General features: G+C 67.5%; 13 protein-coding genes and 1 pseudogene. 4 read left to right on the forward strand and 10 right to left on the reverse strand.

Translation table 11 applies throughout. The features are described from left to right. Positions 1 to 197: 197 nt before the first annotated feature. From ASF34_RS17135 to ASF34_RS17165, 7 genes are all read right to left on the reverse strand, one after another. The gene (locus tag ASF34_RS17135) at positions 198 to 1,637 is read right to left on the reverse strand and encodes a YcjX family protein (protein WP_056162778.1); all 1,440 of its coding nucleotides are present in this window, start codon (positions 1,635 to 1,637) and stop codon (positions 198 to 200) included. A 95-nt stretch (positions 1,638 to 1,732) separates the two neighbouring features. Next, the gene (locus tag ASF34_RS17140) at positions 1,733 to 2,854 is read right to left on the reverse strand and encodes a hypothetical protein (protein ID WP_056162780.1); all 1,122 of its coding nucleotides are present in this window, start codon (positions 2,852 to 2,854) and stop codon (positions 1,733 to 1,735) included. A gap of 73 nt (positions 2,855 to 2,927) precedes the next feature. After that, positions 2,928 to 3,452, reverse strand: coding sequence for a SixA phosphatase family protein (locus ASF34_RS17145; RefSeq protein WP_056162783.1), 525 nt, complete (start codon positions 3,450 to 3,452; stop codon positions 2,928 to 2,930). Between the two features lie 12 nt (positions 3,453 to 3,464). Further along, positions 3,465 to 4,445: an aldo/keto reductase gene (locus tag ASF34_RS17150; RefSeq protein WP_056162786.1), complete on the reverse strand. Its 981-nt coding sequence runs from the start codon at positions 4,443 to 4,445 to the stop codon at positions 3,465 to 3,467. A gap of 130 nt (positions 4,446 to 4,575) precedes the next feature. After that, positions 4,576 to 5,427 carry an AAA family ATPase gene (locus tag ASF34_RS17155; RefSeq protein WP_056162789.1) on the reverse strand — a complete coding sequence of 284 codons (852 nt, stop codon included), beginning with the start codon at positions 5,425 to 5,427 and terminating at the stop codon, positions 4,576 to 4,578. A 136-nt stretch (positions 5,428 to 5,563) separates the two neighbouring features. Then, positions 5,564 to 6,208 (reverse strand): hypothetical protein, encoded by a 645-nt coding sequence (locus ASF34_RS17160; protein WP_056162792.1) that lies wholly within the window; start codon positions 6,206 to 6,208, stop codon positions 5,564 to 5,566. After that, a complete protein-coding gene (locus ASF34_RS17165) occupies positions 6,205 to 7,407 on the reverse strand; it encodes a hypothetical protein (protein WP_056162795.1) in 1,203 nt (400 codons plus the stop codon). Before ASF34_RS17165 ends, ASF34_RS17160 begins: the two co-directional genes overlap by 4 nt. A gap of 362 nt (positions 7,408 to 7,769) precedes the next feature. Between ASF34_RS17165 and ASF34_RS17170 the strand changes: the two genes are divergently transcribed. Next, the gene (locus ASF34_RS17170; RefSeq protein WP_051074361.1) at positions 7,770 to 9,623 is read left to right on the forward strand and encodes a cation:proton antiporter domain-containing protein; all 1,854 of its coding nucleotides are present in this window, start codon (positions 7,770 to 7,772) and stop codon (positions 9,621 to 9,623) included. A gap of 260 nt (positions 9,624 to 9,883) precedes the next feature. Here the strand turns inward: ASF34_RS17170 and ASF34_RS17175 are convergent, their stop codons facing one another. Next, positions 9,884 to 10,336, reverse strand: a complete 453-nt coding sequence (locus ASF34_RS17175) for a hypothetical protein (RefSeq protein WP_018042221.1) — start codon at positions 10,334 to 10,336, stop codon at positions 9,884 to 9,886. Positions 10,337 to 10,647: 311 nt separating this feature from the next. On the opposite strand from ASF34_RS17175, the gene ASF34_RS17180 reads away from it, so the two are divergent. The 3 genes and pseudogenes from ASF34_RS17180 to ASF34_RS23800 form a co-directional block, all read left to right on the forward strand. Further along, positions 10,648 to 11,823: a vWA domain-containing protein gene (locus ASF34_RS17180; protein WP_056162797.1), complete on the forward strand. Its 1,176-nt coding sequence runs from the start codon at positions 10,648 to 10,650 to the stop codon at positions 11,821 to 11,823. Continuing rightward, a complete protein-coding gene (locus ASF34_RS23700; RefSeq protein WP_338011538.1) occupies positions 11,820 to 12,065 on the forward strand; it encodes a VOC family protein in 246 nt (81 codons plus the stop codon). The genes ASF34_RS17180 and ASF34_RS23700 overlap by 4 nt, the downstream gene beginning before the upstream one ends. Before the next feature lie 72 nt (positions 12,066 to 12,137). Beyond that, a pseudogene (locus ASF34_RS23800) lies at positions 12,138 to 12,272 on the forward strand (bleomycin resistance protein); the annotation flags it as partial. On the opposite strand, the gene ASF34_RS17190 reads toward ASF34_RS23800, so the two are convergent. Both ASF34_RS17190 and ASF34_RS17195 read right to left on the reverse strand, forming a co-directional pair. Further along, complete coding sequence (locus ASF34_RS17190) at positions 12,250 to 12,570, reverse strand: 2Fe-2S iron-sulfur cluster-binding protein (protein ID WP_018042218.1); 321 nt, start codon at positions 12,568 to 12,570, stop codon at positions 12,250 to 12,252. The pseudogene ASF34_RS23800 and the gene ASF34_RS17190 sit on opposite strands and share 23 nt — an antisense overlap. A gap of 157 nt (positions 12,571 to 12,727) precedes the next feature. Then, on the reverse strand, positions 12,728 to 13,054 hold the full coding sequence (locus ASF34_RS17195; RefSeq protein ID WP_056162800.1) for an Hpt domain-containing protein: 327 nt from the start codon (positions 13,052 to 13,054) through the stop codon (positions 12,728 to 12,730). Positions 13,055 to 13,182 lie beyond the last annotated feature (128 nt).

Below are 13,182 nucleotides of genomic sequence, written 5' to 3' on the forward strand. Positions count from 1 at the left end.
GTCTGAGGCGTAATAGGCAAACTGCGAGACCGGCCTTCCCCCATCCGCCCACCTCATCCTGAGGTGCCGGAGCGGAGCGGAGGCCTCGAAGGAGCCCTCCAGTTCGCGCAGCGGAGCCTGGAACCCTCCTTCGAGGCCGCTGGCGCGGCACCTCAGGATGAGGTCGGTGGACGGGATGAGATGACGGACGGCGGCGCTCACGTCAGCTTGTCGCCGATGAGGAACTGCATCGCACGGTCGAGGCGGATCTGCGGCAGGTGGCCGGGGCGGCCATGGGCATCGGGCCGGATCAGCGGGGGGCGAAAGCGCGGAAAGCGAAGGGAGCCGGGCGGCACCGCGCCTTCCAGCACGGATTCGGGCCGGGACGGCAACTCACCGGGGAACACCGCCGCCTCGCTTCGCCCGTCGAAGATTTCGTCGCCCACATGCTCCCCCGCCTCGGGCGTTCCCGAGACCGCGCGCAGGGTCACGCCGTCATCGTGGACCGTGGTTTCCCGTGTGGCCCGCACCGAGGCGAGGGCCACGGTGCCGACGCGGGCGCCGGCCGCCTCGGTCCGGCGCATGGCGCGGGAGACGAGGAGCCGCAGCAACGCCTCCAGCCGGTCGTGGCTGGTCTGGTGCAGGTGATCCGCCTTGGTGGCGGCGAACATGATGCGGTCCGCCCTCGGCGCGAACAGGCGCGACAGGATGGTGTTGCGGCCGATCCGGAAGCTGAGGAGCACGGTATCGAGCGCCTCTTCCAACTCGGCGAGGGCGGCCGGCCCGGCATCGACGGCGGCGAGCACGTCCACGAGGACGATTTGCCGGTCCACCCGCTGGAAGTGGTTGCGGAAGAACGGCTCCACGACCTTGGCCTTGTAGGCCTCGAAACGCCGTTCCATCAGCCCCGCGAGGCTGTTCGGGACGATGCTCTCCGGCAGCGCGTCGAGGGGCGCGAAGGTGAGAGCCGGCGATCCGGCGAGGTCGCCCGGCATGAGGAAACGGCCCGGGGGCGTGGTCGCCACCGATTCCGGCCCGGCGCGCAACGCGGTGAGATAGGCGGTGAAGGCGATGCTGGCGCGCTCGGCCACGACCTCGTCGAGGGGACCGGACGGGTCGAGGTCCTTCAGCACCGCCAGCCAGGGCGCCGCGATGGCAGCGCGCCCGGTGCGGCGGGTGCCCGCGATGGTGGCGGCGGACCATTCCGCGTAGCTCTGGTCGATCAGCGCGAGGTCGAGCAGCCATTCGCCGGGATAATCCACCACGTCGAGCATCAGCGTGCCCGGCCCGGAGCGCCAGCCGCCCTTGCGCTCGTATTCGATGGCGAGGCGGAACTGGCTGATCCGGTCGGTGGAGCGCGGCCACAGGCGCTGCTCCGTCAGGGCCGCGAAATGATCCTCGTAGGGGAAGCGCGGTATGTCGTCGTCGGGTTGCGGCACGAGGCGCGCCCGGCGCAGCCGTCCCTCATGCGCCGGCGCGAAGGCCGGCAGCGCGTGGGTTTCCACCAGATGATGGATCAGCGCGGTCGTGAACACCGTCTTGCCCGACCGCGCGAGACCGGTGACGCCGAGCCTCAGGGTCGGCTGGATCAGGAGATCGCTCGACGCCTCGGCGAAGGCCTGGATCGCGGAGCCCGCGCGCGAGGCGAAGCTGATCATGAAGCGAGGGTCTCGTTTGGCCGGAGGGGGAGGATGGGTGGCGAATGCAGGGGTGAGGTGGCGCGCGTCTCAGGCGAACGCAAGAACCGGACGCGTCATCGCTCCACCGCGCCGGGATCGCCCTGGCCAGGATCGACCTGGGCGGCGGCGAGCCGTGCGATGGCGGCTTCCACCAGATCCGGTCCCGCCCGCAGCACGCCGAGTTCCACCGCCGACATGGCGAGCATCACCGGGGCGAGACGGGGCGAGGGCCGACCATCCGCATCGAACAGAGCCAGATCGTCCTCGATCTTGAGGCCGACGCTGGCGGCGATCCGGGTGGCGTAATTGCGGATGCGGACCTCGTCATTGCCGCAGAGGGGTGCCGGAGCCGCCAGATCCTGCAGCCGAAGGCCCGGTAGTCCGGCGGCGAGTGCGGGCAAAGCCGCGGATTCCGCCGCGAACCGGTCCGCCAGCCGGGAGGACGGCGATGTCGCCCCGGTCTCGGACGGGCTCGCGATGATCGGCGTGATCGCCGGCCTGCCGATGGTCTCGGCCGCCCCCGCGACGCGGACGGGCCGGGGCTTCGGCCCACCCGCCATCCTCGCCAGCGGCGACCAGGGCTGCACCCGAAGCGGCCCGCCCCGCGCGACCATGCGGGGCTTTCGCATGCCTCCCCGCGCATGACGGGCGAGGTAGCGGGCCCGGAGCGTCTTGCCGAGACCGAGCGGCGCGAGGCCGGTGGAGACCCGTCCACCCGATCCCCCGGCGCTCGAAACGGCGCATTCCGCCGGCGCCCATCGCCGGACGATGGACAGGGCGTTGCGGCGGCCGAACTCGCGGTAATAGCGCCTCAGCAGGGAGGCCGCCGCATCGGCGCCGTCGTCGGCTTTGGCAAACCCGGTATGGCCCTCGGCATCGCTGCCGATCTCGCCCCGCCAGCGGGCGCTCTTGATGCACCAGTAATTGTTGAGCTTGACGCAGCGCGCCACGAAAGCGGGCGGGACCGGCGCGTAGCGGGCTACCAGGGCGAGAGACGCCGGACGCAGGGCCGTGCTCGCCTCCGCGCGCCAGTTCGACACCGCCCTCTCGCCGGCGAGAAAACTCGGGGCCTCGGAGGGAGGGGCAACCGTCGCCACGGCCGATTGCGCGCGAGCGACGCCGGACTTCACGGCGTCGAGGCCGATACCCATGCGGGGCATCAGGGATGTCAGGACGAGAAGCGTGGTGACGAACACGGGATCAGCGGTGGCGGGCCATGGCACTGAGCAACGGCCCAGCCGATGATCCGTTCAATCGATCTCGATAGCCTCAGGCGGCGTCGTCGCGGTCGAGACCCTTGGGCGTCACGAACCGTTCGAGCCGGCCCTTGCCGGGGCGGAACCCGGTCCAGGCCTCGCCCTCGATCTCGATGATGGCGAGCGCCGCGGTCGGGAATTCCACGGAGAGCCGCGCCCTCGCCTCGCGGGGGCCGTCGCCCACGAGATCGAGGGAGAGATCCTGCAGGCCGGGATTGTGCCCGATCATGAGCAGGGTCCGGATCTCGGCGGGCGTCGACCGGATGACCTCGAGCAGCGCGCTGTCCGGTGCTTCGTAGATCGCGTCGACGATCTCGACCTCGGGATTGCCGAGGGCGGCGGACATGCCCTCCCAGGTCTGTCGCGTCCGCAAGGACGGGGAGACGACGACCTTCTTGGGGATCAGATCCTGCGCCGCCAGATAGGCCCCCATCTGCGGCGCGGCCTTGAAGCCGCGCGGGTTCAGCGGACGGTCGATATCGCGCACGCCCGGCGAACGGTCGGACTTGGCGTGGCGCAGGAGCATCAGGCGGCGCATGGGCAAGAGACCTTACTGGAAGCCGACGACGGGGTGCGGCGTGTAGAGCGCTTCGAGGGCGGAGATCTCGTCGGCATCGAGCGCGAGGTCGAGGGCCGCCACGGCATCGGTCAGGTGGGTGGGTTTCGACGCCCCGATGATCGGGGCGGTGACGATCGGCTTCTGGATCACCCAGGCCAAAGCCACCTGCGCCCGCGACACGCCCCGTGCTTGCGCGATCTCCGCCACCTTGCCGACGATGGCCCGGTCCGCCTCCTCGGCGGAGGCATAGAGCCGCTTGCCGACCTCGTCGGAATCCTGGCGGGCGCTCCGCTCGTCCCAGTCGCGGGTCAGGCGCCCGCGCGCCAGCGGACTCCAGGGCAGCACACCGATGCCCTGGTCGGCGCAGAGCGGCAGCATCTCGCGCTCCTCCTCGCGGTGGAGGAGGTTGTAATGGTCCTGCATCGTCGCAAACCGGGTCCAGCCATGGAGATCGGCGGTGAACAGGGCCTTGGCGAATTGCCAGGCGTACATGGAGGACGCGCCGATATAGCGGGCCTTGCCGGCCTTCACCACGTCGTGGAGGGCCTCCATCGTCACCTCGATGGGCGTGCCGTAATCCCAGCGATGGATCTGGAAAAGATCGACATGGTCGGTACCGAGGCGCTTCAGGCTGGCATCGATAGAGGCGAAGATCGCCTTCCGGGAGAGGCCGCCGGCATTGGGCTGGTCTTTCAGCGGATAATAGCACTTCGTCGCGAGCACGACGCTGTCGCGGTCGGCGAAGTCCTTGAGGGCGCGCCCGACGATCTCCTCGCTGGTCCCGTCGGAATAGTAGTTCGCCGTGTCGAAGAAGTTGATGCCGAGCTCGATCGCCTGCCGGATGAGCGGGCGGCTCTCCTCTTCGCGTAGGGTCCAGGGATGGGGGCCGCGCTCGGGAATGCCGTAGGTCATGCAGCCGAGGCAGAGCGGCGACACGTCGAGGCCGGTCCGGCCGAGTTTCTTCAGTTTCATGGAAGCGGTCCGCTTGCAGGATGGGGACGCGAGGTCGAGTTTGAATGGCGCCGGCGAGCGTAACTCGGCCGGAGGTGGTCCTCGGCAGGTTTTAGAACGCAAAACCGGTGACCACCTTTGCTAAGCTTGCTTAGCCGCCCCGCCCCTCGCGCCGCATCATGAAGGCCAGCTTCTCGAACAGGCCGACATCCTGCTCGTTCTTCAAGAGCGCCCCGTGCAGCGGCGGGATCAGCTTGCGGCCATCGCGCTCGCGCAGGGTCTCCGGGGAGACATCCTCCGACACGAGGAGCTTGAGCCAATCCAGCAATTCCGAGGTGGAGGGCTTCTTCTTCAGGCCCGGCACCTCCCGCGTCTCGAGGAAGACCCGCAGGGCCTCCTCCACGAGGCGATGCTTGATGCCGGGGAAATGCACCTCGACGATGGCCTTCAGCGTCTCGGCATCGGGGAACTTGATGTAGTGGAAGAAGCAGCGGCGCAGGAACGCGTCCGGCAGTTCTTTCTCGTTGTTCGAGGTGATGATGACGATGGGGCGGCGCTCGGCGCGGATCGTCTCGCCGGTCTCGTAGACGTGGAACTCCATCCGGTCGAGTTCGGTCAGCAGGTCGTTCGGGAACTCGATATCGGCCTTGTCGATCTCGTCGATGAGGAGAACCGGCCGCTCGGGATGGGTGAACGCCTCCCACAGCTTGCCGCGCCGGATGTAGTTGCCGATCTCCGACACGCGCGGATCGCCGAGCTGGCTGTCGCGCAGGCGCGAGACCGCGTCGTATTCGTAGAGGCCCTGCTGCGCCTTGGTGGTGGATTTGACGTTCCAGGTGAGGAGCGGCGCACCGAGCCCCTTGGCGATCTCCTCCGCCAGCACGGTCTTGCCGGTGCCGGGCTCGCCCTTCACCAGCAGCGGCCGCTCCAGCACGATGGCAGCGTTGACGGCGGTGGTGAGATCCGAGGTGGCGACGTAATCGGCGGTACCGGTAAAGCGCATGAGGCGTCGGCTTTCTGTTGCGGCTTCATCCATTGGGAAGCTTCAGCGTCTGCGGCGCAGCCGATGCGCGCTTCCCCTAAGCAGGATGGCGACGGGTGCCCTCCCACTACCGAAATTCGGCTGAAGCGTTGAGCCCTCAGAGCGACTTCCCGTCGCTCCACACGCAGTTCGAGGCCAGGATCGCGAGGTTCACGTCGGATTTCTGCGGCTGCGGCAGAACCTTGCCGTCCATGGCGAGGTCGATCTTCATCTCGACCTGGCCCTTGGCCTCGTTGGTCCGCCGCGAGAAGTAGCAATATTGCTGGAAGGGCACTTCCTCGTTGGCGCGGAAGTTCCAGCCGGTGACGATCTGGCCGTCCATGTAGGGCACCTGTTTGAACACCGTGAAGGTGGTGTTCACCGTGGCCTTGGAGGCGGGAGCGGCGTCCTTGCCGAGCTGGGCCTGGGTCGGCGACGGGGAGGAGCGGCCGGGGCTACTCTCCAGTTTCAGGACGTTGTCGGTGAGCGTCACCTCGCCCTTGGTCTTCAGCGTCACGTCGGACAGCGCGGTCTGCATGGCGGCGGCGATCTTCTCGGCGGCCGAGTCGAACTGGTTCATGTAGGCGTAGCCATAGGACGCCGCGCCGATGCCGATGCCGGCGAGCGCCGCGAAGGCTCCCGCCCCGATGGCCCGGAACAGGAAGGCCCGGGCGGCGGTGATCCGCGTCTCGGCCCGGAGGCGGCCATTGACACTTTGGGCCAGGACGACGTTTTCCGGCGTCCCCGAAGCGTGGATGCTCATGCGCCGGCTCCCGCGCTGGCAACGGGCGGAATGTTGGTGTTGGGCGCGTTACGGCGGTCCAGCGGGATCACTTCACCCGTGGGCGTCACATCGCGCACGGGCTTGGGCGGCGCCAAGCCCATTTCCTGGCGTAGGGAATCGGTGATCGAGTCGAGCATGTAGGGCGTCGCCTCGAGGTTCACTGCCGCGCCGAGATCGTCCTCGTCCATGAAGGTCTTGCGCACCGAGACCGCGCAGAGCGCCAGGATCGTCGAGGCGAAGGCGGCGCAGAGGGCGGGCACGAACACGAAGATGCGCAGGAAAGCGTGGACCTGCGCGTCGGTCACGTCGATCGGGTCGACGCCGTAGACCATGGCGGTGAAGGAGTGGAGCTGCGAGCGGTTCACCGAATTGCGGTAGGCCTGCTCGGCATCGGCGACCTTGCGCTCGGCCATGCCGCGGTCGAGTTCGGCGCGCGCCTTGCGCGCTTCCTCGAGGGATTTCGTCACCACCGCCCGGTCGGCGCCGGCCTTGCCGACACTGGCATTCAGGGTGGCGGTGCGCGGATCGGTGACGCATTTCAGGTTGGAATAGCGCTGGCCCTTGCTGTTGGTGCCCGAGACGCGCTCACAGCGCTGGGCGGGCAAGGCCGAAAGTTGGCTCGCGTTCTCGGCGGCGCGCTTCTCGATCTGGTCGAGTTCCGTGGTGTACTGGGCGACCCGGGCATCGGCGGCGGCGATGCGGTTGTCGATGGTCGAGCTGTCGGCCTGCGCGTCCTTGAGGGCGGTCTTGGCCTTGGCCGCATCCATCAGGCGGGGGTGGAACATCATCTCGCCGAGCTGCGACACCGACTTGGTGGTGACGCCGGCCGCGAAGATGATGCCGACGATGGCCAGCGCCCGGATGAAGTAGGAGCGCTGCGTGCGGGCCAGGATGCCCAGCGGCACGCGGCAGAGTTCCACCGCCGCGTAGACCAGCGGCGCGAGGAGCATGAAGTAGAAGGCCTTGTCGTCCCCGTCGCTGTAGACCCCGGCGAACAGCCAGGCGCCCCAAAGGGACGCGCCGATGACCATGAACTCGACGAGATACGCGATCCCGACATAGCCCCACTTGATCCGGTAGCCCTTCTCGAGATGGCGCTCGTGCGTCCAGCGCTCGGACTCACGGATCCAGTCACGTCGTTCGCGCTGAACATCCCGGTTGGGCGGCGACTTTCGCATGAGGCACTCGTGTCTTCAAAAAACGCGACGAACGACGCAACAAACCGTGAGGTAGGCTGGGACTTAACCGATCGTTAAGTTCCGCCCTATGCGGCCATTGTGCCGTTTTTGCGCCATTCCGTATCGCAGCGCAAAACCTCGTCCGCGCCAGCGCGTCCCGCATGCATGGCTGAGTGCGGCGAGGGATCAAATCCGCATGGGCCGGCAAAAAGCCGGTTGCCCAGGCGGCACATGGGCTTGCATGCTCTCATCGCTGCCGGCGACCCGATGGATTCCCGCGGCCGGAGTTCCCTGTGCAGAACTTCGGCTGCCCCGTCTCGGCCAGCGTCGCGCGCACCACCCTCGGGAGATTGCCCAGCTCGATGACGGACGTTCACGCCGGATCCTACAAGGAAGCGATCATCTTTCTCGTCACCGCAGGCGTGGTGGTGCCGCTGTTCCACCGGCTGCGCATCAGTCCGGTTCTGGGCTTCATCGGAGCGGGCGCGATCCTCGGGCCGTTCGGCCTGGGGCGGTTGGCCGACACGGTGCCGTGGGTCTCGATCTTCACCATCGGCAACCGGTCCGAGATCGCGCATCTGGCCGAATTCGGCGTGATCTTCCTGATGTTCATGATCGGCGTCGAGTTGTCATGGGAGCGGCTCCGCACCCTGCGCCGCCTCGTCTTCGGGCTCGGTTCGGCCCAGGTGCTCGCCTCCTCCCTCGTCATCGGCATCATCCTCTTCGCCCTCGAAGTGCCGTTGGCCGCCTCCGTCATCGTCGGCCTGGCGCTCGCCCTGTCCTCCACCGCCGTGGTCCTGCCGGTCCTGGCCGAACAGAAGCGCCTGAACACGCCCGCGGGCCGCGCCAGCTTCGCCGTGCTGCTGTTCCAGGATCTCGCCGTGGCGCCGATGCTGTTCGCCATCGCCGTGCTCGGCCGCAGCGACGGGGCGGATGTCGGCGGCGCGCTCGCCCTCGCGCTCGGACAGGCGGCCATCGCCCTCGTCCTCATCGTGGTGGCGGGCCGCCTCGCGCTACGGCCCCTGTTCCAGCTCGTGGCCCGAACGCGCTCGCCGGAACTGTTCATGGCCGCCTGCCTCCTCGTCATCGTGGCGACCGCCCTGACGGCGGCGGCGAGCGGCCTCTCGATGACGCTCGGCGCCTTCGTCGCGGGCCTGCTCCTGGCGGAGACGGAGTATCGCCGGGCGATCGAGGCGACGATCGATCCGTTCAAGGGCCTGCTGCTCGGGGTGTTCTTCGTGTCGGTGGGCATGAACCTCGACCCGGCCCAGTTGATGGCGGCGCCGAAGACCATTCTCGGCCTGTCCATCGGGCTGATCCTGATCAAGGGCGCGGTGATCCTCGTGGCGGCCCGGTTCCTGCGCATCCCGCGCGGTGTCGCCCTGGAAGCCGCACTCCTCCTCGGCCCCGGCGGCGAATTCGCCTTCGTCCTCATCGGCGGCGCCATCGCGGGCGGGCTCGTGCCGGATGGCCTCGGCCAGGCGGCGCTGATCGTCACCACGGTGACGATGATCGCGATTCCGGGGCTGGCGAGCCTGGCCCGGCGCCTCGGCAAGCGGATGTCCCGCTCCAATCTCGGCCGCGCCCGCGCCGAGCCGGTGCCGGACAAGCAGCAGAACCGCGTCATCATCGCCGGCTACGGCCGGGTCGGACGTCAGGTCGGGGAGATGCTGGCCCGCCACAAGATCCCGTATCTCGCCCTCGATGCAGACGCGGCGCGCGTCTCGGAGCACCGCCGCCTCGGCAACCCGGTCTATTTCGGCGATTCCTCCAACCCGGAACTGCTGCGCCGCTGCGACATCGCCAATGCCCGCGCCCTCGTCGTTACCCTGGACAATCCCCGGGCCGTTGAGGCCGTGGTGGAGGCGGCGCGTGCGGAGCGCCGCGACATCACCATCGTCGCCCGCGCCCGCGACGCCCGCCACGCCACCGCGCTCTACGAGATGGGCGTCGACGATGCCGTGCCCGAGACCATCGAAGCGTCCCTGCAGCTCTCGGAGGCCGTGTTGGTCGATGTGGGCGTACCCATGGGCCTCGTCATCGCCTCGATCCACGAGCGGCGCGACGAGTACCGCGCCATGCTCAAGCGCAAGGAGACCGAGGTGAGGCCAGCCTTCCGTGCACGCCGCACCGTGGGCAAGAACGTCGACGCGGGGAAGGTGACGGAGACCCGCGAAGCACCTGCCAAAGACGAGCAGCCCGCGAAGAGTGCCTGATCGATCCGGCGTTGTGTCTTCTTCCGGACAGAGTGATGCAGCAACAATGTCGGGGAAGTGGATAACTCGGGAGAGAGCCTGAATTCAGGCGCATCGACCAACGAATGCTATTGCGGGTACCGGAGCGCGGTATAAATTAGGGGTGTCGATCGTCTCAAGACGCCGGTATGAAGCCGCGATGATCTTGAAAACGTAGATTTGGCCGGACGGTGCTGACCGACCGATCACGGATCGAGACGGATCACGATGACCGGAAGAAGTTAGAACAGGCGGCCCTGGCCGCGTTCGGGCATGGTGGGGGTCGGCTTGTCCCCCGGCGATGCGGGCGCGGGATCGACGGGCTTGGTACGGGCGGGCGCACGGGCCTTCGGCTCCGATCCCGGCGCGAAGCTGCAGCGATAGATGATCTCGTCGGGCGGCCCCACGCCGGTATTGAGCGGGACGGCCAGGGTGTCGCCGGAATAGCGCCAGTTCCGCGTGCCCTTGTCCCAATAGAGCCAGACCGTCGTCGGATGGCCCTTGATGGCGAAGACCGCCGCCTTCTTCGAGATCGCCTGGACGGTGCGTGGCTCGTACATGCCCTTCTGGCGATAGGCTTCCTGAAACGAGGCCGGCTGGCGCTCGATGAAGGTGTTCCGCACGATCTGAATCGTCGCGCCCGGCTTCGCCAGAAACCGCTTGAAATCACTCAAGGAGCGCAAGACGAGCGCCATGACGTCCACCCTTACTCTGCCAAATACCCCGGCCCTGACTTGGCGTTCACTCTGTCTCCCAGCTGTTTGATTTCAATGACAATGTTGAAGGTGCGAAGAACACAGTAGGCGGTGATATCAACAGAAAACCGGACTTATACCCAGCTTCGTCGGCACCGGAGAGGGAAAGCGGCGCCCATGTCTCACTGAATTCAGGATTATTTCCGTTACCCGGCTCACGAGTCCGGCGTCGTCGACCGACCGTTCCGGTGGGCATGACCGGTGCGCGGACACCCTTGACCCGAAGGCCCGGTTCGCGCGTTCTCTGCCCCATGCTGCTTCACTTCTTCACGGCCCTGCGCGACGCAAAGATCCCCGTCACGCTTCGGGAACATCTCACGCTGCTCGAGGCCCTGGACCGCGATCTGGCGGACAAGCGCGTCGAGGAGTTCTATCTCCTCGCCCGCACCGCCCTGGTGAAGGATGAGCGCCATCTCGACCGGTTCGACCGGGTGTTCGGCACCGTGTTCCAGGGAATCGAGACCCTCGGCGAGGCGGCGGAGCCGACGGCGATCCCCGAGGAATGGCTGCGCAAGCTCGCCGAGAAGTACCTCACCGACGCTGAGAAGGCGGAGCTGAAGGCGCTCGGCTGGGACAAGCTGTTCGAGACGCTGAAACAACGGCTCGCCGAGCAGAAGGAACGCCACCAGGGCGGCAACAAGTGGATCGGCACCGGCGGCACATCACCCTTCGGCGCCTATGGCTACAACCCCGAAGGCATCCGCATCGGCCAGGACGGCAACCGGAATTTTCGCGCGGTGAAGGTCTGGGACAAGCGGGAGTTCAGGGATCTCGACGACGGCGTCGAACTCGGCACCCGCAACATGCGGGTCGCCCTCCGGCGCCTGCGCCGTTTCGCCCGCACGGGCGCCGCCGACGAACTCGATCTCGACGGCACGATCCGCGAGACCGCCAGCAAGGGCTATCTCGACGTGAAGCTGCGCCCGGAGCGTCGCAACGCCGTGAAGGTCCTGCTCTTCCTCGATGTCGGCGGGTCGATGGACTGGCACGTGGCGCTCGCCGAGGAGCTGTTCTCGGCAGCGCGCGCCGAGTTCAAGTATGTGGAGCATTTCTACTTCCACAATTGCCCCTATGAACGCGTCTGGAAAGAGAACCGTCGGCGCCACGACGAGGCGATCCCGCTCCTCGACGTGCTGCGCACCTACCCGCCCGATTACCGTGCCGTCTTCGTCGGAGACGCCTCCATGAGCCCCTACGAGATCGCCATGCAGGGCGGCTCGGTGGAGCATTGGAACGAGGAGCCGGGAGAGGTCTGGCTGGAACGGGTGCTCGAACGGTTTCCGAAATCGGTCTGGCTGAACCCGGTCCCCGCCGAGCACTGGGCCTATACCCAGTCGATCGGCATGATCCGCAGAATCGTCTCGGACAGGATGTTTCCGCTCAACATCGAGGGGATCGACGGGGCCATGAGGGCGCTGGTGAGATGACCGGCGACAGGCTGCCCCATGGCGGGTTCAGCCCCCTCGCTCCGGAACTCGACGTCCACGACCTTCCAGCCAGCCTCGCCTTCTGGTGCGGGACGCTCGGATTTACGGTCGCCTATTCTCGACCGGAGAACGGCTTCGCCTATCTCGAGAGGGGCGGAGCGCAGGTGATGCTCAACGTCGCCAACGGGAACTGGCTGACGGGCGCTCTCGAACCGCCGCTCGGCCGCGGGATCAACCTTTAGATCGCGGTCGATGCCGTCGATCCGATCCTGGCCGCCCTCGATTCCGCGTCCTGGCCCCTGTTCCGGCCCGTGCACGAGGCCTGGTACCGGGTCGGGGAGGTGGAGGTCGGCGTCAGGCAATTCCTGGTTCAGGACCCCGACGGGTATCTGCTGCGCTTCGCCGAGAGTCTTGGCCGACGCCCGCTCAGCCCTGGCGAGCCGGCGTGATGACCGTCAGGCCGTCGAGTTCCGGCTTGATCCGGATCTGGCAGCACAGGCGGGACGTCGCACGCACATCGGACGCGAAATCGAGCATGTCCTGCTCCATCGGTTCGGCCGGTCCCACGGCATCGACCCACTCGGCATCCACATAGACGTGGCAGGTGGCGCAGGCGCAGGCGCCGCCGCATTCGGCGTCGATCCCCGGTACGTTGTTGCGGATCGCCGCTTCCATGACGGTCGATCCTACGTCGGCTTCCACGGTCCTGGCCGTTCCAGCATGGTCGACGTAGGTGATCTTGGGCATCGAAGACTCCAGGCTCGTACAACACGTCTGCGGCCGGTTGTGCGGCGCGACTGCCTTGAAGGCGCGGCCCGGTGAATGCAAGCGGCACCGGCCTCATCGCCTTACATTCCTGCGCTTACGCCGCAGACGCCGACCCGTTCCGTCCACGCGGCCGAGATCAGGCGGGTGCGTCGATTTCCGACAGGGTCGCATCCACCGCATCGGCCAGCGCGACATAGGCCGGTGCCGGAACGCCGCCCCCCCGCCTCAGGCCGTCCTCGATGACGGCGCTGAGTTCGGCGACCCGCGCGGCGCCGACCCCGAGGGCGGAGCCTTTCAGTGTGTGGGCGAGGTCGGCGCGGTGGTGGTCGTCGAGGCGCGGATCGGTGATCCCGGGCAGCAGCCGGCGGCATTGGCCGGAAAAGAGCACGAGCAGTTCCAGGGCGAGGTCGACGTCGCCGAAAGTCTGCTCGGCGAGGTAGGCACGATCGATCAGACTGGTCACCCGCCGCCTCGCCTTAACCCAACGGGGCGTTCGAGCGCCCCTCCACCAGTCTATCCACAGGAGCGTCCGAGATCGTTCGCTTCCGTTTAAGCCTTGCGGCATCATGCATAAAGCCGACGGAATGAAAC

Origin of the sequence: Methylobacterium sp. Leaf106, from assembly GCF_001422895.1 — a bacterium.
GTDB lineage: Bacteria > Pseudomonadota > Alphaproteobacteria > Rhizobiales > Beijerinckiaceae > Methylobacterium > Methylobacterium bullatum.

Coding starts and splice junctions, on each gene's coding strand:
- ASF34_RS17135 (WP_056162778.1), bottom strand. CDS start 1,637: ATGATCAGCTTCGCCTCGCGCGCGGGCTCCGCGATCCAGGCCTTCGCC.
- ASF34_RS17145 (WP_056162783.1), bottom strand. CDS start 3,452: ATGCGCCGCCTGATGCTCCTGCGCCACGCCAAGTCCGACCGTTCGCCG.
- ASF34_RS17150 (WP_056162786.1), bottom strand. CDS start 4,445: ATGAAACTGAAGAAACTCGGCCGGACCGGCCTCGACGTGTCGCCGCTC.
- ASF34_RS17155 (WP_056162789.1), bottom strand. CDS start 5,427: ATGCGCTTTACCGGTACCGCCGATTACGTCGCCACCTCGGATCTCACC.
- ASF34_RS17160 (WP_056162792.1), bottom strand. CDS start 6,208: ATGAGCATCCACGCTTCGGGGACGCCGGAAAACGTCGTCCTGGCCCAA.
- ASF34_RS17165 (WP_056162795.1), bottom strand. CDS start 7,407: ATGCGAAAGTCGCCGCCCAACCGGGATGTTCAGCGCGAACGACGTGAC.
- ASF34_RS17170 (WP_051074361.1), top strand. CDS start 7,770: ATGACGGACGTTCACGCCGGATCCTACAAGGAAGCGATCATCTTTCTC.
- ASF34_RS17175 (WP_018042221.1), bottom strand. CDS start 10,336: ATGGCGCTCGTCTTGCGCTCCTTGAGTGATTTCAAGCGGTTTCTGGCG.
- ASF34_RS17180 (WP_056162797.1), top strand. CDS start 10,648: ATGCTGCTTCACTTCTTCACGGCCCTGCGCGACGCAAAGATCCCCGTC.
- ASF34_RS23700 (WP_338011538.1), top strand. CDS start 11,820: ATGACCGGCGACAGGCTGCCCCATGGCGGGTTCAGCCCCCTCGCTCCG.
- ASF34_RS17190 (WP_018042218.1), bottom strand. CDS start 12,570: ATGCCCAAGATCACCTACGTCGACCATGCTGGAACGGCCAGGACCGTG.